Source organism: Rhodococcus sp. C1, assembly GCF_020809065.1.
In the GTDB taxonomy this organism is placed as follows: Bacteria; Actinomycetota; Actinomycetes; order Mycobacteriales; family Mycobacteriaceae; genus Rhodococcus_F; species Rhodococcus_F qingshengii.
Window position 1 is genome coordinate 2,403,212 of sequence record NZ_CP078080.1, and the last position, 24,870, is coordinate 2,428,081.

Consider the following 24,870-nt stretch of genomic DNA (forward strand, 5'->3'; position numbering starts at 1 on the left):
TTCAGAGCATGCTGCGAACGAGGGCGGCGACTTCGTCGGCCCGCACGTGCGGGACCATGTGGTCACAGTCGAATTCGACACCGGTCAGATTTTCACCGAGGTGCTCGGTGAGCGCTGCCCGGAACTCGTCGGTGACGTACGGCGGTTGGACCTTCATCGCCTGAACCAGCACGGTTGGCATCGACGACGGAGGCAGCACGATCGGGCGAGCGAGTTCGCCCCACCCGGTCACGATCGCGGGTGTGGACAGGCGCCAGTTGACGCGTCCGTTGCCCAGTTCGATCAGGTGTTCAGCCATCTCGACGTCGAGGTCCTGGGTGGGAACCTCACCCCACGAGCCGTGAATCTTCTCGGAGTAGGCCTCTGCCGCATCGGTGTAATCCGGTGAGCCGATTGTGAGTTCGGCCACTTCCTGCATGAAAGTCGGATCCAACCCGATCGCCGGGTCGAGCAGGACGAGCCCACGAATGCGTTCCGGTGCGGTGGCCGCGAGGTGCAGCGCCAGCATTCCGCCGAAAGAATGCGCGACGATCACCACCGGTCCGGTGGCATGTTCGTCGAGCGTCTCCAGCAGGCTCGCCACGTGGGATTCGATGTTCCACGGAGGAGCCCAGGTGGAACGCCCGTGACCGCGTAGATCCGGCGAGATCCAGCGCGCTTCGGGCAGTTGGTTCTCGGCCATCGACTGCCAACGTCGGCCGTGACCGGTCAGACCGTGCAGCGAAAGGATCTCCGGTGCCCCGACGGGTCCGTAGAGATACGTATGGAGTGCAGACACGAGGTCAATCATGCCGGAAGCAGGCGATGTGTGAGTTGTCGGTGCGCTCTGGTGGAATGCCTGGGTGAGTGAGACGGCAACACGCAGCAAGGTCACCATCCCGCGGGCGCGGTTGGTGCACCGAACTGCGCCGTCTCCGATACCCCGAACATGGGACGAAGGGACGGCCCGGCTGTTCGCGCCGCCGTCCGAGGATCCTTTCCAACTCGGGTTCGGCCCTGTTTCATTCGGCTCGGGGGCCGCCTGGAGTCCCTGGCAGGTACTCGGCAGCCCCGGAACCGGCAAGACGTCCCTTCTCGTGGATCTGGCAGTGCAGAAGATCTCCGGTGGCGAAGATCCTGAATCGGTCCTGGTGCTCACCCAGTCGCGCCGGGCAGCGACGCAGGTCCGCGAGCAGATCACGGCCGGGTTGCTCGGGTACGAACAAGAACGCGGACCGCAGGCAACTCGTGAGCCGTTGGTCCGCACCGTTCACTCGTACGCCTTTGCCGTACTCCGGCTTCAAGCCGCAGCGCACGGCAACGCGCCGCCACGCCTGATCACCGGCGCCGAGCAGGACTCGGTGCTCCGAGAGATGTTGCGCGGCGACATAGAAGACGGTGCGCTCCGGTGGCCGGAGCGCCTGCGACCCGCATTGGGTTTGAACGGCTTTGCCGTCGAACTTCGAGATCTGATGTTGCGAGCGAACGAGCGCGGACTCGGCCCCGAAGATCTGGTCAAGCTCGGCAAGAAGCGTGGACGTCCGGAGTGGGTGGCGGCCGGGCGGTTCGCCGAGGCCTACGAGCAAGGCGTGCTGCTGCGCGGCAGTGTCGGTGTCGAGGCTCCGGAGGCGACGGCGCCGGCGCTCGACGCGGCCGAGTTGATCGGTGCGGCATTGACCGCGTTCGCCACCGATCCCGAATTGCTTCGCTCCGAGCGCGCTCGGATCCGGCACCTACTCGTCGACGACGCACAACATCTGGATCCGCAGGCGGCGCAACTGGTTCGGCTGATCGGAACCGCAACTGCGGGCACGGTCATCGCCGGTGATCCCGATCAGTCGGTCTTCGGGTTCCGCGGTGCGGATTCGGCGTTCCTACTCGGACTCGCCGAGCGCGGAGACGAGCGCCAGATCGTCCTGCCCACCACGTTTCGCAACAACGCCGACGTCGCGTCGATCGCGGCGAAGATCGCTGCGCGGCTGCCCGGCAACCTCGCTCATCGCATCGCGGTTCCATCCGATCTCACCGATGAGGACCCGGGGCGGGCGTCGGTGCGGGTTCTCGGTACGACGGCCAAAGAAGCGGCAGTCGTCGCAGATACCTTGCGCCGGGCGCATCTGCTGGACGGGATTGCTTGGTCCGACATGGCCGTCATCGTTCGGTCGGTCCCGCGCACTCTCGCCCCTCTCCGGCGAGCCCTGCTCGCGGCCGGGGTACCCGTCACGACCGCTGCCACCGAATTGCCGCTGGCCAGGCAACACGGAGTGTCCGGCCTGCTGCTGGTCCTTCGGGCGCTCGGCGGCGATCAGTTCACCGGCGACGACGCGCTTGCCCTGATGGCCGGTCCCATCGGCGGCGCCGAGCCGGTCACCCTGCGCCGGTTGCGTCGTGGCCTGCGCCGGGTCGAGTTGGCATCGGGAAGTGATCGGGACTCCTCGGAGTTGTTGCGGCTCATTCTGATCGACGAGGATCGTGCGCAGTCCAAGCGCCTCATGGGCAAGTTGACAGACGTCGAAGCTGCGGCACTCAATCGCGTGCTGTCGGTCCTTCGCAAGGCCCGAGTGCCTCTCGAGCGAGGTCTCGGGGTCGAAGAAGTTCTGTGGGCAGCATGGCAGGCGACGGGGCTGGAACGACGCTGGGCGGCTGCGTCGGCGCGCGGCGGACCTATCGGCTCACAGGCCGATCGAGACCTCGACGCAGTCGTCGCACTTTTCGACGCGGCCGCCAACTACGTCGACCGGTTGCCGCGTTCGCAACTCGCCGGTTTCGTCGACTACTTGACCAGCCAGGAGATACCGACCGACTCGCGGAGCCGGTCGGTCATCACTCCCGACGCCGTCACCGTGGTCAGCGCTCACGCCGCGGCGGGTCGCGAATGGGCGGTCGTGGCGGTGGCGGGTGTGCAGGAGGGGCTCTGGCCGAGTTTGCGGGCACGCGGATCGCTACTGCGTACCGAAGCGCTGATCGACCTGGTCAACGGAGTCTCCGACGGCAGTGACTCGGCTGCCGAACGACTCTCGCGAACCGCACCGCTTCTGGCCGAAGAACGCAGGTTGTTCCTGGTTGCCTGTAGCCGTGCTCGTCGCCGTCTGCTGATCACCGCAGTCGAATCGGCTTCGGGGGACACCGACTTGGTGCCTTCGCGGTTCGTGGACGAATTGATCCGTGGTGACGCGTACTCGGACGATCCGTCCTCCGATCTCGACGTCGTTGCACCCGAGACCGGGGATACCCGGGTTCTGTCGCTGCCTGCACTGGTCGCACAGCTTCGCAGCGTCGTGTGTGATCCCGACATCGCGCATTTCGACCCCGAGAAGCATTCCCGGGCCGCTCGCCAGTTGGCACGTCTGGCTGCTGCCGGGGTACGGGGCGCGCACCCGGATCAGTGGTACGGCACAGCCGAGCCGAGTACCGCTGCTCCCATGTGGCAGCCCGAGGACGGACCGGTTTCACTATCGCCGTCCACCATCGAGCTTCTCGAAACATGCCCTCTCCGATGGGTGTTCGAGCGTCATGGCGGCAGCGACGGAGACAACACTCATGCGATCGCCGGTACGCTGGTCCATACCTTGGTGCAGGCATTGGCCGGCCGGATTCCACCGGATCAGGTCGAGAAGGCACTCGAAAATGCCTGGGAATCCATCGATCTGGGATCGCAGTGGTACTCGCGCCGCGAACTCAATCGAACTCGGGAGATGCTGGCGACGTTCACCGCCTGGATGAACGCAACTCGCGGTGAACTGACCGAAGTCGGCGTCGAGGTCGCGGTCGAGGGGGTCCTCGAACCACGTGAGGAGGGAGCGCCTGCGGTCAAGCTTCGTGGCCGGATCGACCGGCTCGAGCGCGACACCGAAGGCCGTCCGGTGGTTGTCGACGTCAAGACTGCGCGAAACCCTGTCAGCAACGAGGCCGCGCAATCTCACGCGCAGTTGGCGGCGTACCAGGTCGCAGCGGCCGAAGGTGCGATTGCCGGCGAACCGGCCACACAACCCGGCGGTGCACGCCTGGTATTCGTGGCCAAGTCCAACAAGAAAGACGGTGCGGCGCAGCGAGTTCAGCCGCCGCTGACGGCCGAAGCCGTCGAGATGTGGCGAGACGTCATCCACAACGCAGCGGCAGCGACCCAAGGGCCGCAGTATCTGGCCAGGGTCAACGACGGATGTAGACATTGCCCGGTGCGCTCGAGTTGCCCGGCACACGACGAGGGACGACAGGTGAGTAACTAAGTGGCTGCCGCGACGCAGAAGGCACGCCGACCGAAGATCGATCCTGTCGACCTGGCGGTCGCGCTCGGTCAACACCCGCCGACGCCGGAACAGGCGGCTGTCATCGCCGCACCGCTCGGTCCGACATTGGTCGTCGCCGGTGCCGGTGCCGGTAAGACCGAGACGATGGCTGCTCGCGTCGTGTGGCTGGTGGCCAACGGCTTCGTCGATCCCGAGGCCGTTCTCGGATTGACCTTCACGCGCAAAGCGGCACAACAGCTCACGTCGCGAATCCGCAAGCGCTTGGCGCGACTGGCGGGTTCGGACGTTCTGCGGGCACTCGACCCGACCGGCGGAGTGCGTTCCCGGATTCTGGCCGGGGAACCCGAAGTCAGTACCTACCATGCTTACGCGGGACGGTTGCTGTCCGAGCACGGACTGCTGTTGCCGATCGAACCCTCGGCGACGCTGTTGTCCGAGACCGAACTGTGGCAGGTTGCGCACCGCGTCGTGAGCGGCTGGGACAGTGATCTGGACACCGACAAGAATCCGGGGTCCATCACCGAAACCGTTCTGGCCCTTGCCGGTCAGTTGGCGGAGCACCTGGTCGACCCCGAGCAGTTGCTCGAGGCTCACACCGAGTTGGACAAGCTGATTCACACTCTGCCCGCCGGTCCGAAACAGCGGGGTGGGCCGAGCAAAGAGCTGTTGAATTACCTTGATGTGCAACACAAACGCATCGAGCTACTGCCCCTCGTTGCCCGGCTGGGTGAGACGCTGCGGCGTGAAGGCGCATTGGATTTCGGCAGCCAGATGTCGCTGTCGGCCCGTGTCGCCTCCGAACATCCCGAGGTCGGGCAAACCGAGCGTGAGCGCTTTCGGGTAGTTCTTCTCGACGAGTACCAGGACACCGGTCACGCTCAGCGAGTGTTGTTGTCCTCGTTGTTCGGCGGGGGAGCCGACGGCCGGTTGGCGCTGACAGCCGTCGGCGATCCGATGCAGTCGATCTACGGTTGGCGAGGCGCGTCGGCGGCCAACCTGCCACGGTTTGCAACCGACTTCCCGCTTGCCAACGGAAAGCCGGCTCCGACGCTCGAACTGCTCACCAGTTGGCGTAACCCGCCGGAGGCTCTCGAACTGGCAAACCTGTCGTCGGCACCGTTGCGCCGACGCGGTGTGGCCGTCAGCACACTTCGTGCGCGGCCGGGAGCCGTCGCCGGAGACGTTCGACTGGCGCTGCTCGGAGACGTCGAACAGGAACGTCAGTGGGTTGCGGAGAAGATCGCCGAAGAATACGAGGCGGCACGTGCCGAAGACCGCCCGACGCCCACGGCAGCGGTGTTGATCCGCCGCAACGCCGATGCTGCCCCGCTGGCCGAGGCTTTGCGGTCCAAAGGTCTGCCAGTCGAAGTGGTCGGACTCGGTGGGCTCCTGCACACACCCGAGGTGGCGGACGTGATCGCCATGCTCCGAGTGGTCGCCGATCCGCTGGCGGGCAGCGCCGCCGTTCGGCTGCTCACCGGAGCGAGATGGCAGATCGGCGCGAAGGACCTCGCCGCACTCTCGCAACGCTCCCGCGAACTTGCCATCTCCGCCGGATACGGAACAGCGGGTGCGGTCACCGACGCCGAGGCGCTCACCTCGGCAGTTCAGGACGCGCTGCCGGGGGAGAACGCCGAGCAAGCAGGATTGGTCGATTCGATCTCCGATCCAGGACCGGCAGAACGTTATTCAGCTCTCGGGTACACACGCATCAACGCGATAGCGGCAGAGTTGGCGTCGTTGCGCGAACGTATCGGCCAGCCGCTCACCGAACTGGTGGCGGAGGTCGAGCGGGTGCTCGGTATCGGAATCGAGGCAGGCGCGCGAACCCGAGTCGGTGTCGTCGGGACCGCGGGCCGCGAGCATCTCGACGCATTTGCCGACGTCGTCGCCAATTACGCGACGCGTCCAACAGCCAATCTGCCCGGGATGCTCGCATTCTTCGCGGCCGCCGAACAGATCGAAAAGGGCCTCACTCCGGGCGAAGTGGAGGTGGCGCCGGATCGCGTGCAGATCTTGACCGTGCACTCGGCGAAGGGGCTCGAATGGGAACTAGTGGCGATCCCGCATGTCAGCGACGGGGTGTTCCCCTCGTCCACCGCGTCCGGATCGTGGCTCGGGGCGCTCGCCGAACTGCCACCGTCGTTGCGTGGTGACCGGGCGGTCGACGCGGATTCGGCCGACGGAGTTCCGGTGCTCGACCTCGAGGAGCTGTACAACCGCAAAGACCTCGAGAACGCGATCACGGCGCACAAGAAGGCCTTGTCCAACCGTCGACTGGACGAGGACCGGCGACTGTTCTACGTCGCGCTGACCAGAACCGAACGGGCGCTGTTCATCTCGGCGCATCACTGGGCGGAGTCCGGTTCGGAACCGAAGGGGCCTTCGGAGTTCCTGGACGAGCTGCATCAGATGGTCACGGCCGAAAACGATGCCGGTGAAGAAGACTCACGCGGTGCGATCGGCGTCGTGGAGGAATGGGCGCCTGCACCGGAACCCGACACCGAGAACCCGTTGGCCTCCACACCCCGTACTGCGCAGTGGCCGCCCGACCCGCTGGGTGCGCGTCGCGGCGCGGTCGAGGCCGGAGCCGCGAGCGTCCTGTCCGCACTTGCATCGCTGCCGCAAGACAGCGAAGAGACGGAAGAACCGGAGGACGATCCGGAGAACTGGGCCTCGGACGTCGACGTGCTCTTGGCCGAGCGCGAAGCCCGGGCAAACGCGCGTGCCGAAGTGATTCTCCCGGCGCAGCTTTCGGTGACTCAGCTCGTCGACCTCAAGGCAGATCCGGATGAACTCGCGGCACGGCTGCGTAGACCACTGCCGTACCCACCGAACCCGCTCGCGCGGCGCGGCACGGCTTTTCACGCCTGGATCGAGCGAAGGTTCGGTGCGACCCGACTGTTGGATCTCGACGAACTACCCGGCGCCGCGGATACCGGCGCGGGTCCCGAGACCGATCTGGTGAAACTTCAGGATGCGTTCCTGCGGTCCCCGTGGGCCAATCGCAGCCCGATCGAAGTGGAAGTTCCTTTCGAAACATCCATTGCCGGAACGGTTTTACGCGGTCGGATCGACGCTGTGTTCGCCGATCCCGACGGCGGATGGACGGTGATCGACTGGAAGACCGGTGCCGAACCGTCGGCCGCCAACGAGGACGCTGTTGTGATGCAGTTGGCCGCGTATCGGGTGGCCTGGGCCGAATTGATGTCAGCCAGAGCCCGTTCGGCGGGGCGCAACGAACAGTTTCCGGCCGACAAGGTCCGGGCGGCGTTTCACTACGTTCGATCGGGTCGCACCATCGCACCCGAGAACCTGCCGGACGGTGAGGCTCTCGCTCGCCTCATCCGAACGGCAGGCGCGCAAGATTAGCTTGCGTTTCGACGAGCCTTGAGTGCTTCGGTCACCAGCGGAACCTGCAGGGGAAGACGTGCGATCGAACCGATCTTCTGCGGTGTGGACGTCTTCGGGCTTCGGCACCAGTCGATCGCCATCTGGATGTTGGCGGGGAACACGGCGACAAAGAGCGCGGCGGCAAGGCCCGCGCCGAGCTTGCGGGTCTTCGGCACGGCCAAGGCAGCGCCGATCGCCAGTTCCGCGACGCCGGACACCTGGGTGTAGGTGCGGGCCTGTCCGGGAAGCTGGCGGGGAACGGTGCTGTCGAAGAAGGAAGGCGCCACGAAATGCATGGTGCCGGCGCCGAGAAGGAGGGCCGACAAACGAAGAGCGGCCGCTTGGCTGGGAGTGGACGTCGAACCGGTGAAAGGCATTTGCCCAGCCTGCCTCACGGTGGACCTTCTTGCCACTACCGGCGCCACGACCCGCGCGCTATTCGGCGCCCGAGTTCCGAAGTCGATCTTCGAGGGTTACGCTGCCTGCCGATGTCCGTGTAGGTATTTCGTAAGTTCGAGTGAGAGAGTCGATGTATGGCCGGTAAGCTCCGGGCGCGTTTGACCAGGTCGGAAGCATTGACCGATCAGCCTGACTTCGCCCTTGTCGGGGTGCTGCGCATTCCCCAGCTACAGACAAGTCCGGCGCGGGCCATCTACAAGCGAGTTCTCATCGCGTTGGGTGCTCTCGGCGCCGCCGTGTTGATCGTGTACATCGATCGCGCGGGATACCGGGACGCACAGGACAACGAGCTGTCGCTGCTCGACTGCATTTACTATGCGACGGTTTCGCTCTCGACCACCGGCTACGGCGATATCACTCCGTTCACGCCGTCGGCGCGCCTGGTCAACGTCCTGTTGATCACGCCACTTCGGATCTTCTTCCTGATCGTGTTGGTCGGAACCACACTTTCAGCTCTGACCGAGAGTTCGCGTCAGGCGTTCAAAATTCAGCGTTGGAGGCAGCACGTGCGTAATCACACCGTCGTCGTCGGATACGGGACCAAGGGGCGGACGGCAATCGAAGCAATGCTCGGTGACGGTGTACCGGCGTCGGAGATCGTGGTCGTGGACACCGATCAGACCGTCCTCGATTCGGCGGCGAGCAAAGGCCTGGTAACGGTATTCGGTTCGGCGACGAAATCGGACGTACTTCGGTTGGCAGGTGCGCAGAATGCGTCGTCGATCATCGTGGCAACCAACCGTGACGACACCGCAGTGCTCGTGACGCTGACAGCCCGCGAAATCGCGCCGAAAGCCAAGATCGCCGCAGCCATCCGTGAAGCCGACAACGCGCATCTTCTGCGTCAGTCCGGCGCAGACTCCGTCGTCGTGTCCTCGGAGACGGCGGGTCGACTCCTCGGCATCGCGACCACGACGCCGACCGTCGTGGAGATGATCGAAGACCTGCTGACTCCGGAGGCCGGATTCGCGATTGCCGAGCGTGCCGTCGAGCGCGACGAGGTCGGCGGCTCTCCGCGTCATCTCTCCGACATCGTGCTCGGGGTCGTTCGTGACGGCCGTCTGGTTCGCGTCGGTTCACCCGAGGTGGACGCCGTCGAAGAGAACGATCGACTGCTCTACATTCGCCGCGTCACGAACTGAGTGTTACCGAGCTTCGTGCGCGCAGTAATGTCGTGAGCGTGAACGACTTCCAGCTGACCGAAACACCTCTGCTCTCACGCTCGAGCGTCGGCCGCGCCGAGGAATTGCGGTCGGACGCCGCTGCACTGACGACGGGTTGGGCGGACGCACTGCTCCTCCGTGTGAATTCACGGGGTCAGGTCAAGGTGTCGCCGGAAGGTCAATTGGTCTTCGCCGAGGCAACCGAGTTGGGGCCCGAACCGGTGCGCGGCGCGGTCTTCCTGGGAATTCGGGAGAATCGCCACGTCTGGGCGGTGCGGGTGTCGCTGCTGGCGGGCACTTTGTCTGAATTGCGGATGCTCGGCGGAACACTCGACGACGCGGACGCCGGTTTGTTGACCGGTGCCGTCGCGATTCTCAACTGGCACGACAGTGCCGGATTCAGCGCTATCGACGGCGCACCGAGTGAACCCACGATGTCCGGCTGGTCACGCATTTCCACGTCCACCGGCCACGAGGAGTTTCCCCGAACGGATCCGGCGGTCATCTGCCTGGTGCACGACGGCGGCGATCGAGTTCTACTCGCGCGTCAGCCGACCTGGCCGCAGCGCCGTTTCTCGATTCTCGCGGGATTCGTCGAGGCCGGGGAGTCACTCGAAACGTGTGTTGTCCGCGAGATCAAGGAAGAAGTCGGTATCGACGTGCACAGCGTTCGATACCTCGGGAGCCAGCCTTGGCCGTTCCCTCGCTCGGTGATGTTGGGCTTCGCCGCAATCGGCGACCCCGCCGCTCCGCTGCTGTTCGCGGACGGCGAGATCGCCGAGGGCACCTGGTTCACGAAGGACGAGGTGCGCGCCGCTCTCGAACTCGGCGACTGGGGTTCGGAAGCGGACGCGCCACTGCTGCTGCCCGGGTCGATCTCCATCGCTCGCGGAATGCTCGAGAGCTGGGTCAAGTAGCAGCCGGAGAAGGTTTACAGACCCAGAGCCTGCTTGACCTGGTTGAGCGACGGGTTGGTCGCAACGCTGCCGTCGCCGTACTTCACGGTCGGAACGACGTGATTGCCACCGTTGACGCTGCCGACGAAATCGGCTGCTGCCGGATCGTTCTCGATGTCGATCTCGGTGTACTCGATCCCCGACGCGTTGAGCTGCGTCTTGAGGCGACGGCAGTAGCCGCACCACGTGGTCGAGTAGATGGTCAGGGCAGGCGCATTTTCGGTAGAAGTCACGGCCGATATAACACCACGACCGAGAGCGTTGTTCCGTATCGGCCCGTGTTCTCTTGCCCACATACCGTCGGGCGCGGCGAATGGAGTGTCGGAACGTCCTGCCATGATGGTCCCCATGCCTGCGGACACCGGACTGGATCCAGAACAATCGGCCGCCGTGCTCGCGCCACGCGGCCCGGTATGTGTCCTCGCGGGCGCTGGAACAGGCAAAACCCGCACCATCACGCGCCGGATCGCTCATCTGGTTGCCGACGGTCACGTGTCGGCCGGTCAGGTGCTTGCCGTGACGTTCACCGCTCGTGCGGCCGGGGAAATGCGTGGACGTCTTCGTGAGCTGGGCGTCGGCGGGAGTGGGCCGCAGGTGCAGGCTCGAACTTTTCACGCTGCTGCTCTCCGTCAACTGAAGTACTTCTGGCCGCAGGTTGTCGGCGACACGCCGTGGCGTCTGCTGGACCGAAAGTTCGCCGTTGTCAGCAGTGCCGCAGCCCGGGTGGGATTGTCCACCAGCACGGAAAGCGTCCGCGACCTCGCCAGTGAAATCGAGTGGTCGAAGGCGTCGCTGATCGCGCCGGAGGATTACCCACGCGCGATCGCCAAGATTCGCCGTGAGGCACCGGTCGATGCCACCAAGGTGGCCCAGGTGTATGCCGCATACGAAGAGCTGAAAGCACGCGGCCAGGACGGCATGCTGCTTGATTTCGACGATCTCCTACTGCACACGGCGGCAGCTCTCGAAGAGCATTCGACAGTCGCCGACGAGTTCCGCGAGCGGTATCGCTGCTTCGTCGTGGACGAGTATCAGGACGTCACCCCACTGCAGCAGCGTGTGCTCGACGCCTGGCTGGGCGACCGAGACGATCTGACCGTGGTGGGCGATGCGAATCAGACCATCTACTCCTTCACCGGAGCCACCCCCAACTATCTGTTGGACTTCTCCCGGAAATTCCCCGAAGCGACCGTCGTTCGGCTCGAACGGGATTACCGCTCCACCCCTGAGGTCGTGTCGTTGGCGAACCGCGTGATCGGTGCCGCGCGCGGGCGGATCGCCGGGACGCGTCTGCAGCTGATCGGGCAGCGCGCGCCGGGGCCTGAGCCGGAGTTCATGGAGTTCGACGACGAGCCGGCCGAGGCGCTCGGCGTTGCGCGGGCGATCAAACGGCTGATCGCGGCAGGCACTCCTGCGGCCGAGATCGCTGTTCTGTACCGGATCAATGCTCAGTCGGAGGCGCACGAGCAGGCCCTGACGAAGCTGGGCATTCCGTTCCAGGTGCGCGGTGGAGAGGGCTTCTTCACTCGCACCGAGGTACGTCAGGCGGTGGCAGCGCTGCGTCAGGCAGCTGGACGCGACGACCTCCCCGAAGGTGCAGACAACGGCGAAGCGCTGGTCTCACTCGTCCGCGCTGTGCTCGCGCCACTCGGCCTGACCAACGAAGAGCCTTCGGGTACTCAGGCACGCGAGCGCTGGGCGTCGCTCTCGGCTCTCGTGGCGCTCACCGAAGAACAACTTGTCCACGAACCTGAACTGACGCTCACCGGGCTTTTACAGGAGCTCACGGCCCGAGCCGAGGCGCGGCACCCACCGACCGTGCAAGGTGTGACGCTGGCCTCCCTCCACGCGGCCAAGGGGCTCGAATGGGATGCGGTGTTCCTGGTCGGCCTCAACGACGGCACCCTGCCGATCCAACACGTTCTCGGCGACGCCAATTCGGGCGCCGACGATGTCGCGGTGGAGGAGGAGCGTCGGCTTCTCTACGTGGGGGTTACTCGCGCTCGCGAGCATCTGCAGCTGTCGTGGGCATTGGCCCGCAATGAGGGTGGACGCAAGTCCCGTCGCCGGTCGAGATTTCTCAACGGACTAATCCCGGAGGACTCGCCGGCCTCGCGCGTCGCCGCGCCGTCGTCGGGAAACAAGAAGCGTCCGCGCTGCCGCGTATGCGGCAAACCGTTGATCGGGACGTCGGCGACCATGCTCGGGCGCTGCGAAAAATGCCCGTCCAATGTCGACCTGGAATTGCTCGAGCACCTCAAGGCCTGGCGTCTGGACAAGTCCAGAGAACTCAAAGTTCCGGCCTATGTCGTCTTCAGTGACAACACACTGATGGCTATTGCCGAACAACGACCACAAGATAATCGTGGACTGGTTTCGATCCCTGGAATCGGGCCGAAGAAACTCGACAACTTCGGGGAAGACGTACTAGCTGTCATTCGCGGTGAACTGCGAGCGGCAACACTCGATATCTGACAACACATCCGAATCGACAACGGTGAGTTACATAACCGCAGGTCAAAAATAGGTTGTGCAGATTCGGCAGATTCTCTACTCTGGTTTTCAGTGTTACGGGGCAACCTGTGCGCAGAAACTATCCGGACCGACACGAAATGGAGGTGGCAAAAAAATGACGAACTTGATCTCTTACGAAGCGTGCGCAAGCGCAAAGTTCGCTGTTGCCGCCCCCATGCTGCCGCGTGCAGCGGGATGGGCGCAGCATGCGCTCCGCCTGCGCCCTCAAGCAGCAGCAAAGAAAGCAGCTGTCGAGTCCGTGTTCTTAAGCCATCGAGGTATTTCTCGGTAGGACACATCCGTTCACTTACGGCCACGGACCCGCAGCCCCTGCGGACCGTGGCCTTTGTGTTGGATAGCCCTCTTCATCTGGTTTCCGACTCGGCTCAGGTTCGCACCCATCGAACCCATATCGTGCGACACAGTTTCGCATCCGAGCACTAGGAGACCGAGTTGTCTGCCCAGACAATCCGCGTGGAATCCGAAAACTCCACCACTGCAGTAACTTCCACCGACGTCACTTCGGCTGCAGTCACGTTCATCGAGGTCGCGTCCACCCGCCGCGACCTGCCGTGCCGGGCATCCAACCCCGATCTCTGGTTCGCCGAAGCTCCGGCCGAACTCGAGCAGGCCAAGGCACTGTGCGCGCAGTGCCCCATCCGTTCCCGTTGTCTCAGTGCGGCTCTCGACCGCGCCGAGCCATGGGGGGTGTGGGGCGGCGAGATCCTCGATCAGGGGGCCGTCATAGCGCGCAAGAGACCGAGAGGGCGCCCACGCAAGCAACTTGTGTGCGCGTGAGAGCCCTATTCGGCGGAGCCGGTGTCTTAGTCGGCGGAGCCGGTGTCATCCAGAACCGGCTCCGCGAACCCTGGCAACCAACGAGTCAGGATTTCCATGTACGGGGCATATGCGTCCAACTGGGCGCATATGCCGACCGAACCGAGAAGAACACGGAAGATCATCAAATACTCGGCCGGAAGGTTGAGTGCACGGGCCGTTCGGAACTGCGCACTGTTGAAGTCAGTGGCGGTTCCGGCGGCCTTTTGCAGCCATGCCCGAGTGAAGTGAAATGACTCGGTCTGGATCGGGTCGGTGAAGGGTCGCAGGTAATCCGCGATCTCCTTGTCGGTCACCGTGCGTCCGGGGATCACGAAACCGTTGGCGCGCAACAACTCCGTCAACTCGTCGAATTGTTCCTCGACAGCCAAGCGCACCATCGTGCCGAGAACCCGTGGCAGTCCGTTCGGGAACGGCGCAGCAGCACCGAAGTCGATGACGCCGAGTCGGCCGTCCTCGAGAAGCATGAAATTGCCGGGGTGCGGGTCACAGTGGAGCAATCCGACACGGGCCGGAGACGCGAAGTGGAATTCGGCGAGTAGTGCACCGGCCGCATTGCGCTGCTCCGGCGTTCCACTCTCGATGATTCTGGTCAACGGGGTTGCCGTCATCCATTCGGTCACGACCACTTTCGGCGCGCTCGCCACGACGTGCGGGATCACGAATTGGGGATCTCCGTCGAACTCTTTGGCAAAAGCTCGCTGATTGTTCGCCTCGATCCGATAGTCGAGTTCTTCCTCCGTGCGCGCGGTGAACTCCTCGATCACGGGCCGTACGTCGACACCGGGCATGACCGAACCGAAGAGACCGGCAAATCTGCCCAGGGTCTTGAGATCGGCGCGTAGAGCTTCGTCGGCGCCGGGGTACTGAACTTTCACGGCTACGTCGCGGCCGTCCGCCCAGACGGCTCGGTGAACCTGCCCGATGCTTGCCGACGCGGTCGGTTCATCGTCGAACGACTGGAATCGGTCGCGCCACTTGGTTCCGAGTTGCTGGTCGAGCATCTTGTGTACTTGCTTGGTCGGCAGCGGCGGGGCGGCGGCCTGGAGCTTGTTCAGCGACTCGCGGTATGGCTCGGCGAATTCCTCCGGAATTGCCGCCTCCATGACGCTGAGCGCTTGGCCCAGCTTCATCGCGCCGCCCTTGAGTTCGCCCAGCACCGCGAACAGTTGCTCGGCCGCCTTCGCGCTCAACTGCGCGTCGATCTCGCCTTTGTCGCCGCCGACGAGCTTGCGTCCGAAGCCCATGGCGGCGCGACCGGCCATCCCCAGGGGGATGCTCGCGAGTTTGGCAGTACGGGCAGAACTCTTGCGTGGGATCTCGGACACCACACCATCATGTCTGACTGGGGCGTCCTTTGCCCGAAACAGGTGCCAGGTATTGGCAACTGCAGGATATTTGCCGAGGCCAGTGCCTGGTTGTGATCCGATACGGACGCAGCGCGATCTCGAGCGTCGACGACAGACTGGCCACATGCGTCGCCGCTGTCTCCGATAATGCGGAGTCGATCTCGGCCAGGGCCAGCGCGACACTTGCATGGATCATCGCCGATTCCGCGTGGCCTGCGCTGCCGAGTAGCTGCGCGGACAGATGAAGCCAATGAGGGTCGAGTTCGGATCGGAGGATGTCGGCGCACCGCAGGCAACTCGACTGACCAGGCAGGACAAGAGGACCGACCACACCGTTGCCGTCGCGGATGCGGATGGAAAGGTGGGGGAGTCCACAGCGAACGAGATCGCTGACCAGACGAGGATCAGTTACGACGTCGTCGGCCAGAACCACCAGTTGTTCGTTCCACGTGCGCACGACGTCGGTGTTGCGATACCCGCGCGAGCGACGCGTGCTGACCCCGCCGGCGACCAGTGCGCGCTCGATGGCGTCAGAGAGCGGACCGACACCGTGAATCCGTACCGTCGCGGTGCTTCTGCGGGCAGTGTGGACGAAACCGGAATCGGCGAGTTGCTCGAGCAACTCCTCCGTCACCGACGTGGGAATCCCGCGCCTCGACGCTTCCCAGAGGATGTTTGCGCGGGATCTCGAGCCGTCCATTTTGCGCAGGATCGACTTCACCGCGCGATCGTCGACCCCGACAGGCAGAGTCAGCAACCCGGCATGTCCGGGGGTCCATCCCAGCTGCAGTCGACCGTCCGGGCGCGACAGAACAGCGATCCGCGGGTCCCATCGAGGTCCCGCGGATCGCTGTGAAGTGCTGTCTTGTCTGGTGTCGTCGTGTGTGTGACCGGTCATCATTCGATGCTGGCACGACGGGCCCTCGGCGAGTCCCCGTCAGCGGCAGTTATCCACAGGCGGTCATCGCGGCTGATCTGCGAAAATCGGTCGAGAAGGGATTACTTCTCTTCGTCGTCCTCGCGGGTCTTGTCCATCGCTTCCTCGGCCGCACGCTCTTTTGCCACGACGGCTTCGAGCTGGGCTATCGGGTCGTCGAAATTACCGGCTTCGCCGGCGCCGAGGACACGGGCGACAAATCCGTCCGGTGCGTCGAGATCGCTCGAATCGGGCATCAGGTCGGGATGCGACCAGACGCCGTCGCGAACGTCCATACCGGCTTCCGCAGTGAGCTTCTGCCACAAACCGGCCGCTTCACGGACCTTGCGAGGACGAAGTTCGAGTCCGACCAGCGTCGCAAAGGTCTGTTCGGCGGGGCCGCCGGTAGCGCGGCGACGCCGCAACGTCTCACTCATCGCGGCAACACCAGGCAGTCGCTCGCCGAGTGCGGCGGTGACGACCGTCTCCACCCAACCCTCGACCAGCGCAAGCAGAGTCTCGAGACGTTCGAGAGCGGCTTTCTGCTCCGGTGTGTTCTGCGGCTCGAACGTGCCCTGCTGCATCAGCGCTTCGAGCTTGCTCGGATCGGTGAGAGCGGATGGATCGAGGTCCTTGGCGAATTCTTCCATCGCCGAGAAGTCCATGGTGATTCCGCGGGCGTATTCCTCCACTGTCGCGAGAACACGCTGGCGCAGCCACGGAACGTGACTGTAAAGGCGCTGATGAGCGGCTTCCCGCGCGGCGAGGAAGACCAGAACTTCCTGATGCGGCTGTTCGAGACCCTCACTGAAAGCCTGAACCGCAGCCGGGAGAAGGGCCGCGGTGCCTTCGGGGCCGAGGGGCAGGCCGATGTCAGTGGAGGAGAGCACCTCGGTGGACAGTTGGCCGAGTGCCTGGCCCAATTGCGAGCCGAACGCGAGTCCGCCCATCTGGCCGAGCATGCCCAGCATCGGGCCAGCCATCTGCTGTGCTTCGGCCGGAAGACCCTGGACCCACATGCCCGCTACCTTCTCGGCCACCGGATCACAGAGTCGCTTCCACGTGTCGATCGTGTTGTCGAGCCAGTCGTTCGGAGTCCACGCAAGAGTGCGGCTCGCTCCGGCAGGGAGCGTTGTCGCGGCGTCCAGCCACATCTCGGCCAGGTGCGCGGCGTCGGCGATCGCCTTGACGTTGCCCTCGGTGATCGGTGTGACCGATCCGATCTGTTGGCGTGCCAGCTTCTTGGCGATGTCGTAGTTGACCGGGCCGGACGTACCGCCCTGGCCCATCGACGAGCCCATTCCGCTCAGCATCTGCCCGAACTGGGTGAGCATCTGGCCGAGCTGAGCCGGATCGAATCCCTCACCGCCCGCGCCGAACCCGAACGGCATGTCACCACCCCCGAACGGATTGCCACCCGCCGCGTTCTTGTCGCGATCGGGATCGTCGTCGGAGTTGGAGAAGCCGAACGGCATATTGCTCATACCTCAACGGTACAAGGCTCGAGCGGTCGGAGTCGCCCTCCGAGTCACGCTGACGGCGAACACGCACGGCGCTCAGGCGGTGCGATCGGTGCTCCGGAGCCTTCGCGCTTTACTCTGGATCAGGTGAATCGACGGATAGTGACGCTCTTGGCCGCACTCGCACCCATCGTCGTGTTGGGAGTCGTCGGAACAATGGTCACTGTTCCTTATGTCGCACTCGGTCCGGGCCCCACCTTCAACACGCTCGGCGACGTCGACGGTAAGCCCGTCGTGGACATCCAGGGGACCGAGGTCGATCCCACCGACGGCAACCTCAACATGACAACGGTGTCGGTTCGCGACGGCCTCAACATCTTCGAAGCGTTCGGACTGTGGGCGAGTGGCAGCAACGGACTCGTCCCTCGCTCGGAGATCTATCCGCCCGAGAAGTCGAAGGAAGAGATTCAGCAGGCCAACACGGCCGACTTCCAGCAATCCGAGGACAGTGCCGAGTTGGCGGCACTGCACTTTCTCGGCAAGCCGGTGTCACTGACTGTTTCGAAGGTGACTCCGGACGGTCCCGCTGCGGGTGCCCTGCAAGAAGGCGACGTCCTGGTCAAGATCGGCGACACTCCGGTAACCACCATCACCGGCGTTCAGGACACGGTCGGTGCGATCGCGCCCGGCACCGCGATCGACGTCACCGTCCTACGTGAGGGTGTGGAGACCGTTGTGCCGGTCACCGTCGGGGCGCGGCCCAACAAGCCCGAATCGGGTTACCTCGGCGTCACACCCAGCGAGGTCCCGGACGTTCCCTTCACCGTGCAGTTCAATCTCGCCGACATCGGCGGTCCTTCTGCCGGACTGATGTTCACACTGGCCTTGGTCGACAAGCTGACTCCGGGGGAGCTCAACGGCGGAAAGTTCGTAGCCGGAACGGGCACCATCGACTCCGACGGCGAGGTCGGTCCGATCGGCGGCATCAGGTACAAGTTGATCGCCGCGTCCGAAGCCGGTGCTGAGACCTTCCTCGTGCCGGCCCAGAACTGTGACGAGGCGAAACAGAATGCGCCGGACGGGCTTCGACTCGTCAAGGTCGACAACCTGCCCGGCGCAGTGGACTCACTCGAGAGCCTCAACACGGGTGGCGACGCACCCCGCTGCTGAAGGCTGCCTGGCCGCCGACGACTCTGTCAGTCTTCTTCGACCTCGTCGAGCGTCGCGTACAGGGCGTGCACGAGGTGAGGTGCAAGACCGTCGTAGGTGAGCAGTTCCAAGTCACCGTACGGATCCGCATCCTCGTCGGGACGCATCTGTAGGAGCGACAGCGAGGGACCGTCACGGAGCACGCCGACGAACAGTCGAGCCTCGCGTCGATCGGGATGCGCGTCGGCCGTCAGTCGAGCGACTTCGTCCGCCGCGTGCTGATCGGTCAACACCGGCGCCGTGGCGTGGTCGAGATCCGATTCCGCCTCGGGCGGCAGGACGACGATCTCCTGAACCAGGATGCAACCCTGCACGGACTCGGGCCAATGCGTCGTTGCCAGGAACTCGTCGAGTGCCCGTGAACCGCCGATGATGTCCTCGGGAAGCGATTCCTGTTCGATCGGTGTGTATTCGGCGCCCTCGGCGAGTTGGTCGAGCAGTCCGGGTTCGGCCGCGGCGAGCATTTCGGTGGGTACCAACGCGTACAGCTTCGGAGGCTGATCCCAGCCTTCGGCGTCGATGTGGTCGACAACTTCATGAACGCACCGGGCGAGGGCACTCGGTGATCTGCTCATATTCTCTTCACTCACGCGTTCATCCTCCCACCTTCTGTCCGGCTCCCCGCTCTCCGTGTTGTCAACCCGTGACCGTTGTTACGTAGAGTGGTCGGAAACGGCCAAGTCCACTCGGGCGTGGCCGCAGTGATCGATGCAATCGGTTGCGACGCCACGGCGTCGCCAAATCTTGGAGCGTGGCACGTGGGCATGCGGCCCCCCGCAGGTTTACCCTCTCTGTCCAGACGCAGTCGAATCTTGTTGGTGGTGGCTGTCGTAGTGGCGGCCTTGCTGCTCGTGGGGCCGCGACTGATCGGCATGTACACGGACTGGTTGTGGTTCGGCGAAGTCGGCTTCCGCGGTGTCTTCACCAAGGTTCTGTTGACGCGATTCGTGCTCTTCCTGGTCGTCGGAATTGTCGTCGGCGCCATCGTGTGGCTCGCGATGCTTCTCGCGTACCGCGCACGCCCGGTGTTCGTCCCGGTCTCCGGACCCAATGATCCGATCGCGCGCTACCGCACCACCGTCATGTCGCGTCTTCGTCTTTTCGGCGTGATCATTCCGGTAGCGATCGGCATCCTGTCCGGTCTCATCGCACAGGCCAACTGGGTCACTATCCAGTTGTTCCTCAACGGCCAGGCTTTCGGGATCACCGATCCGCAGTTCAACTTGGACGTCGGCTTCTACACGTTCGATCTGCCGTTCTACCGTTTCGTTCTGAATTGGTTGTTCGTCTCGATTCTGCTTGCCTTCGTGGCAAACCTGGTCACCCACTACGTTTTCGGTGGGATCAAGTTGGCCGGACGAGCGGGGACGTTCACCACGGCCGCTCGTATTCAGCTGGCTGTCATCGCCGGCACCTTTGTGCTTCTCAAGGCGGTGGCGTACTGGTTTGATCGGTACTCGTTGATGTCGAGTAGTCGTAAGGAACCGACGTTCACCGGCCCGGGCTTCACCGACATCAATGCGGTTCTGCCTGCGAAGCTCATTCTGTTGTCCATTGCGGTCATCTGCGCCTTGGCGTTCTTCGCCTCGATCTTCACGCGGGATCTTCGGATACCGGCCATGGCAGTCGCTCTACTGGTTCTTTCGTCGGTCCTCGTCGGTGCCGTCTACCCGATGATCGTCGAGCAGTTCTCCGTCAAGCCCAATGCGGCGCAGAAGGAGAGCACGTACATCGAACGAAACATCGAAGCGACCCGTCAGGCGTACGGGATCACGGAAGAAAACGTCGACTACGTCGACTATCCGGGAATTGGCACCAAGCAGCCCCAGGACGTTCCGGCAGACCGGACCACGATCGCGAACACACGCCTGTTGGATCCGACCATTCTGTCGCCGACGTTCACCGCTCAGCGTCAGCTCAAGAACTTCTACGGGTTCCCGCAGACGCTCAACGTCGATCGTTACGAACAAGACGGCCAGTTGCGCGACTTCGTTGTCGCCGCGCGTGAGCTGTCGCCGAACAACCTTTCCGGCAACCAGACGGACTGGATCAACAAGCACACGGTCTACACGCACGGCAACGGTTTCGTCGCCGCCCAGGCCAACGAAGTCACGGCCGTGCAGGGCGACAGTCAGAACAACACCGGTGGCTACCCGATCTACTCGGTGAGCGACCTGACGACCACGCCCGAGAACGAGAATCTCAAGGTGGACAATCCTCGTTCGTACTACGGCGAGGTGATCAGTCAGTCGGACGCCGATTACTCGATCGTCGGTTCTGTCGACGGCGAGGGACCTCGTGAGTACGACACCGACACCTCGAAGTACACCTACACAGGTTCGGGTGGCGTTTCGATCGGCAACTGGTTCAACCGTCTTGCATTCGCGGCGAAGTACACCGAGCGCAACATCCTGTTCTCGAGTGCAATCGGCTCGAACTCCAAGATCATCTTCAAGCGTGATCCGAAGGAAAGAGTCGAGGAGGTCGCGCCTTGGCTGACGACCGACGGCGCTGCTTACCCCGCAGTGGTCGACGGCAAGATGCAGTGGATCATCGACGGCTACACCACCGCCCAGGACTACCCGTACGCGCAGCGCAGTTCGCTCGACGGGTTGGTCGAGGACAGTATCGACCAGACGACCGGGCGCCTCATTCCGCGCCAGGAGTTCTCCTACATCCGTAACTCAGTGAAGGCCACGGTCGACGCCTACGACGGCACGGTCACGCTGTACCAGGTCGACGAGCAGGATCCGGTTCTGAAGGCATGGATGGGAGTCTTCCCGAACACGGTGAAGCCGAAGAGCGAAATCTCGGACGACCTGCAGGCGCACTTCCGGTACCCGGAGGACATGTTCAAGGTCCAGCGAGAGATGCTGGCGAAGTACCACGTCGACGATCCGAGTGAGTTCTTCACCAACAATGCGTTCTGGTCGGTTCCGAGCGATCCGACGATCGACACGTCGGCCAACCAGCCGCCGTACTACGTGCTGGTGGGCGACAAGGACACCGCGAAGGCGGATTTCCGTCTGACCAGTCCGATGGTCGGGTTCAGTCGTGAGTTGCTGTCGGCCTACATCTCGGTGGCGAACGACAAGGAGAACTACGGCAAGTTCACGGTGCTGCAGTTGCCGACAGATACGCAGACTCAGGGTCCGCAGCAGGCCCAGTCTGCGATGACGTCGGATTCGCGTGTTGCTTCGGAAGTGTCACTGCTCAAGCAGTCGAACAAGATTCAGTACGGAAACCTGCTGACTCTGCCGATTGCCGAGGGCGGAATCCTCTACGTCGAGCCCTTGTACTCGCAGCGAAACTCGCAGAACGCGTTCCCTCAGTTGGCGCGTGTGCTGGTGAGCTTCAGCGACACCAACGGCATTCGGATCGGTTATGCACCGACCGTCTCCGAGGCGATCAGTCAGATTTGGCCGGGCGCAGGTTCGGCAGCGACGGTCACCCAGCCGGCACCCGATCCTGATACCGGAGCGCAACCGGAAACGCCGACAACTCCGACGGCACCGGCCCCGCCGGCTTCTTCGGATGACGTCACGAAGGCGTTGGCCGAGGTCAATTCGGCAATGGCGGCATTGAAGTCGGCGCAACAGAGCGGTGACTTCACCAGCTACGGTGCTGCGCTCGACCGCTTGCAGAAGGCTGTTGACGCGTACCAGGCGCTGCCGAGGTAAGCGGCGTCAGTTCGTGAGTCATAGAAGGCCCGCCATCCGATCGGATGGCGGGCCTTCTTGTGTTCTCAGGTGAAGCTGCACGAGCTGAATCAGCGCAGTGCTGCAACGATCGGTGCGTTGGCATCGGAGAGCTGCTGGAACTGTGCGGCGAAGCCGTACTGGCCGGCGAGGTCACGAGCGGTGTCGTAAGCCTGCTGTGCGGCGGGCTTGAGCTCGGCCGGGATCTCGATGGCGGGAGCAACTGCGGGTGCCTCGGCGACGGGAGCCGGTGCTGCGGCGGGAGCTTCTTCGACTGCAGGCTCATTCGCGACGGTCAGACGCTGGCCGCAGACGGGCCATGCGCCGGGGCCCTGGCTCTGCAGGGTGTTCTCGGCGACGCGGATCTGCTCTTCCTTGGAAGCGTTGGCGGGCGAGCCGGTGCCACCGTTGGCGGTCCAGGTGCTCTGCGAGAACTGCAGGCCGCCGTAGTAGCCGTTTCCGGTGTTGATGTTCCAGTCGCCACCGCTCTCGCACTGTGCGACGCCGTCCCAGTTGTGGGTGGCTGCGGAAGCGGTGCCGGTGCTCATGGTGAGGGGCACTGCGACAAGTGCGCCGGCTACTGCCAATGTGCCGAATGCACGCTTGCTGATGCTGGTGTACGTCATGTCGGGGTAAATCCTCTCCGCGCTTGCTGACATCGGCGGGCCTGCGGGTCGGCGATGATGCTGACTTTCCCGGGCGCTTGTCTCTCCGTGTCTCTGCCCCTCGAAGGTTTCGGGGGTTCCGATCCCGCGGGGCAGAGTGGAGCAGCGGCGGGTCGGCGTTCGCCCGGTTGATTCGGGCCGGGACCGACCGTACGGGAGCGTCGAACGAGGGTCGATTCGCAATTTTCCGGACTGTCTGGTCTGCTCTCGACCCAAAATTTTAGCGTTTGTGCTGGTAGAGCCTTTCCGATGCCGTTTCGACGTACGTTCGTTACATGCTTGTTATGTGTTGATGCTCACGGGCATTTTGTGAACCCAGTCACCCGATTCTTCGACTTTCAGGCGTGTATTTCGCTCCAGCGCAGGCGATTTGCGTTCCGTTCACCTGCTCGTGTAACTTTGTCCATGCATCGCGGGGTGGAGCAGCTCGGTAGCTCGCTGGGCTCATAACCCAGAGGTCGCAGGTTCAAATCCTGTCCCCGCTACTAGAAAAGGACCGCCGCACTGGATTCCAGTGCGGCGGTCCTTTTTTGTGCGCAGCCGTCGTAGGGTGGCGACGTGCGACTCTCGAAGATTCTCTTGGCGATGGCGGTGACTACTTCGCTGGTGACCACCGCTCTGGCGTTCTCGGCAGGAAGCGCTGCCGCCGGTGGGCGGATCACCGATGCGAAGCGCGTGGTCTTCATCGTTCCGGGGCAGCAGCTCTACAACTCGGGAGAAACGCACCAGGCGACCTACCGCGCCCTCGACAAGGCACTGAGCGCTGCGGGCTACGAGACACACTTCGTCGACGCACCCGGCAAGATGATTGCGGCCGACGCCGAGCTGATTGCCGATTCGATTCGCTCCTACGCTGCCGGCGCTGACTCCGTCGGGGTGATCGCGCACAGTGCGGGTGGACTGAGCTCCCGGTACTACGCGAAGTTCCTCGGTGGCTCCGAAGTAGTGGATTCATTCGTCGCCATCGGTGCGCCACAGTACGGTAGCCCCGGTGGCTGCGTACAAGGCCCTGCCGACGGTTACGACACCTGCATGTTCTCCGAAGTTCTCACCAAGCTCAATGCCGGTGAGGACACTCCTGGATCTGCCTACTATTCGGTGGTGCAGAGTTCGGGCGAGTGGGCGGACGGTCGGTTGGACGGGGGCCAGTGCCGGGTGTACGTCGATGGCGTTCCCGGGGCCGGAACCGGAGGAGACCACCTCACCGAGCTCGAGCATCCAGAGGTCATCTCGGGAGCGATCAGCGCTTTGGGGCGCGACTGTGTCGGTACGTTCGTGGACGAGAACGACGGCGACATCACCTGGCCTGACACGCTGTTTCCGTCATTTCGGTAAAGCTTCAGGTCCGGGTTGTTCGGACGAGTAGCCCGGCTACGTGTGCGCTCGCGGCAGTCCTCGCCCCCAAGGCGTCACCCGATTCGATGGCCGCGACTATACGTGCGTGCTCGGTGACGGCGATCCGCCGATTGAGCTCGAGGCTCCACATGTCCGAACGGTAGAGATGTGACTGGCCGTCCAGACGATGCAGGGCTTCGCTGAGCGGGTGATTGCATGCAGTCTCACGAATCAAGGTGTGGAACTCGAGGTCGAGCTTCGAATCCCGACGCTGATCCGGCGGGCTCTCGAGAAGTTCGCGTTGCACCTGCACCATCTTGTTCAGCTGTGACACGGTTTCGTGCGTGGCATTGGCCGTCGCGTTGAACGCCGCGAGACCGTCGAGTACCTCACGCACCTCGAAGACCGCGCGCAGAGACTCCGCGTCCAGCGAATCGACTTTTGCACCCGCATTCCGTGTGTGGACGGCGATGCCCTCGTAGATCAACTGCTGCACGGCCTCGCGGACCGGCGTTCGACTGACATTGAGCTTGCTCGCCAGCGCGGGAACACTCAGTGGTGTCCCCGGCGCCAGCTCGCCCGAAAAGATCAGTTCGCGAAGCGTCTCGTGCACGGACTCGGTGAGTAAAGCTCGTTCGGTGGTGGTCATCTTGTCCTCACTTCGATCCTGCACGATGTCGACGGTACCCG

The 24,870-nt window shown here is 63.8% G+C and carries 18 protein-coding genes and 1 tRNA gene; 10 read left to right on the forward strand and 9 right to left on the reverse strand.

Features of this window, described 5'->3' with window-relative positions; translation table 11 throughout:
- Window position 1: 1 nt before the first annotated feature.
- Window positions 2–790, reverse strand: a complete 789-nt coding sequence (locus KTR60_RS11090; protein ID WP_007731246.1) for an alpha/beta hydrolase — start codon at window positions 788–790, stop codon at window positions 2–4.
- Window positions 791–842: 52 nt separating this feature from the next.
- Between KTR60_RS11090 and KTR60_RS11095 the strand changes: the two genes are divergently transcribed.
- The gene (locus KTR60_RS11095; RefSeq protein ID WP_228402141.1) at window positions 843–4,205 is read left to right on the forward strand and encodes an ATP-dependent helicase; all 3,363 of its coding nucleotides are present in this window, start codon (window positions 843–845) and stop codon (window positions 4,203–4,205) included.
- Window positions 4,206–7,598 (forward strand): ATP-dependent helicase, encoded by a 3,393-nt coding sequence (locus KTR60_RS11100; protein ID WP_209448569.1) that lies wholly within the window; start codon window positions 4,206–4,208, stop codon window positions 7,596–7,598.
- Here the strand turns inward: KTR60_RS11100 and KTR60_RS11105 are convergent.
- Window positions 7,595–7,996: a hypothetical protein gene (locus KTR60_RS11105; RefSeq protein WP_003942341.1), complete on the reverse strand. Its 402-nt coding sequence runs from the start codon at window positions 7,994–7,996 to the stop codon at window positions 7,595–7,597. The two genes, KTR60_RS11100 and KTR60_RS11105, sit on opposite strands and share 4 nt — an antisense overlap.
- 156 nt (window positions 7,997–8,152) lie before the next feature.
- Here KTR60_RS11105 and KTR60_RS11110 point away from each other — a divergent pair, with 156 nt between their 5' ends.
- Window positions 8,153–9,220, forward strand: a complete 1,068-nt coding sequence (locus tag KTR60_RS11110) for a potassium channel family protein (protein WP_003942296.1) — start codon at window positions 8,153–8,155, stop codon at window positions 9,218–9,220.
- A 38-nt stretch (window positions 9,221–9,258) separates the two neighbouring features.
- Window positions 9,259–10,158 carry an NAD(+) diphosphatase gene (gene nudC, locus KTR60_RS11115; protein ID WP_007731249.1) on the forward strand — a complete coding sequence of 300 codons (900 nt, stop codon included), beginning with the start codon at window positions 9,259–9,261 and terminating at the stop codon, window positions 10,156–10,158.
- 14 nt (window positions 10,159–10,172) lie between these two features.
- On the opposite strand, the gene KTR60_RS11120 is transcribed toward nudC, so the two are convergent.
- The gene (locus tag KTR60_RS11120; RefSeq protein ID WP_003942350.1) at window positions 10,173–10,430 is read right to left on the reverse strand and encodes a mycoredoxin; all 258 of its coding nucleotides are present in this window, start codon (window positions 10,428–10,430) and stop codon (window positions 10,173–10,175) included.
- Window positions 10,431–10,533: 103 nt separating this feature from the next.
- On the opposite strand from KTR60_RS11120, the gene KTR60_RS11125 reads away from it, so the two are divergent.
- Complete coding sequence (locus KTR60_RS11125) at window positions 10,534–12,672, forward strand: ATP-dependent DNA helicase UvrD2 (RefSeq protein ID WP_003942300.1); 2,139 nt, start codon at window positions 10,534–10,536, stop codon at window positions 12,670–12,672.
- 513 nt (window positions 12,673–13,185) lie between these two features.
- Window positions 13,186–13,509 (forward strand): WhiB family transcriptional regulator, encoded by a 324-nt coding sequence (locus KTR60_RS11130; RefSeq protein ID WP_003942321.1) that lies wholly within the window; start codon window positions 13,186–13,188, stop codon window positions 13,507–13,509.
- A gap of 26 nt (window positions 13,510–13,535) precedes the next feature.
- Here the strand turns inward: KTR60_RS11130 and KTR60_RS11135 are convergent, their stop codons facing one another.
- From KTR60_RS11135 to KTR60_RS11145, 3 genes are all read right to left on the reverse strand, one after another.
- On the reverse strand, window positions 13,536–14,879 hold the full coding sequence (locus KTR60_RS11135; protein WP_228402142.1) for an ABC1 kinase family protein: 1,344 nt from the start codon (window positions 14,877–14,879) through the stop codon (window positions 13,536–13,538).
- Between the two features lie 4 nt (window positions 14,880–14,883).
- Window positions 14,884–15,798 (reverse strand): hypothetical protein, encoded by a 915-nt coding sequence (locus KTR60_RS11140; protein WP_323374411.1) that lies wholly within the window; start codon window positions 15,796–15,798, stop codon window positions 14,884–14,886.
- A gap of 98 nt (window positions 15,799–15,896) precedes the next feature.
- A complete protein-coding gene (locus KTR60_RS11145) occupies window positions 15,897–17,297 on the reverse strand; it encodes a zinc-dependent metalloprotease (protein WP_003942352.1) in 1,401 nt (466 codons plus the stop codon).
- 123 nt (window positions 17,298–17,420) lie between these two features.
- Between KTR60_RS11145 and KTR60_RS11150 the strand changes: the two genes are divergently transcribed.
- Window positions 17,421–18,443, forward strand: coding sequence for a PDZ domain-containing protein (locus KTR60_RS11150; RefSeq protein ID WP_228402144.1), 1,023 nt, complete (start codon window positions 17,421–17,423; stop codon window positions 18,441–18,443).
- Between the two features lie 26 nt (window positions 18,444–18,469).
- Here the strand turns inward: KTR60_RS11150 and KTR60_RS11155 are convergent, their stop codons facing one another.
- Entirely contained in the window at window positions 18,470–19,072 is a 603-nt protein-coding gene (locus KTR60_RS11155; protein WP_003942343.1) for a PPA1309 family protein, read from the reverse strand.
- A 174-nt stretch (window positions 19,073–19,246) separates the two neighbouring features.
- On the opposite strand from KTR60_RS11155, the gene KTR60_RS11160 reads away from it, so the two are divergent.
- Window positions 19,247–22,162 carry a UPF0182 family protein gene (locus tag KTR60_RS11160; RefSeq protein WP_228402272.1) on the forward strand — a complete coding sequence of 972 codons (2,916 nt, stop codon included), beginning with the start codon at window positions 19,247–19,249 and terminating at the stop codon, window positions 22,160–22,162.
- 89 nt (window positions 22,163–22,251) lie between these two features.
- Here KTR60_RS11160 and KTR60_RS11165 read toward each other — a convergent pair whose 3' ends face one another.
- The gene (locus KTR60_RS11165; RefSeq protein ID WP_228402145.1) at window positions 22,252–22,806 is read right to left on the reverse strand and encodes a transglycosylase family protein; all 555 of its coding nucleotides are present in this window, start codon (window positions 22,804–22,806) and stop codon (window positions 22,252–22,254) included.
- A 450-nt stretch (window positions 22,807–23,256) separates the two neighbouring features.
- On the opposite strand from KTR60_RS11165, the gene KTR60_RS11170 reads away from it, so the two are divergent.
- Window positions 23,257–23,330, forward strand: a tRNA-Met gene (locus tag KTR60_RS11170).
- Between the two features lie 73 nt (window positions 23,331–23,403).
- A complete protein-coding gene (locus KTR60_RS11175; protein ID WP_003942360.1) occupies window positions 23,404–24,180 on the forward strand; it encodes an esterase/lipase family protein in 777 nt (258 codons plus the stop codon).
- Between the two features lie 4 nt (window positions 24,181–24,184).
- On the opposite strand, the gene KTR60_RS11180 is transcribed toward KTR60_RS11175, so the two are convergent.
- The gene (locus KTR60_RS11180) at window positions 24,185–24,829 is read right to left on the reverse strand and encodes a GntR family transcriptional regulator (RefSeq protein WP_007731273.1); all 645 of its coding nucleotides are present in this window, start codon (window positions 24,827–24,829) and stop codon (window positions 24,185–24,187) included.
- Window positions 24,830–24,870 lie beyond the last annotated feature (41 nt).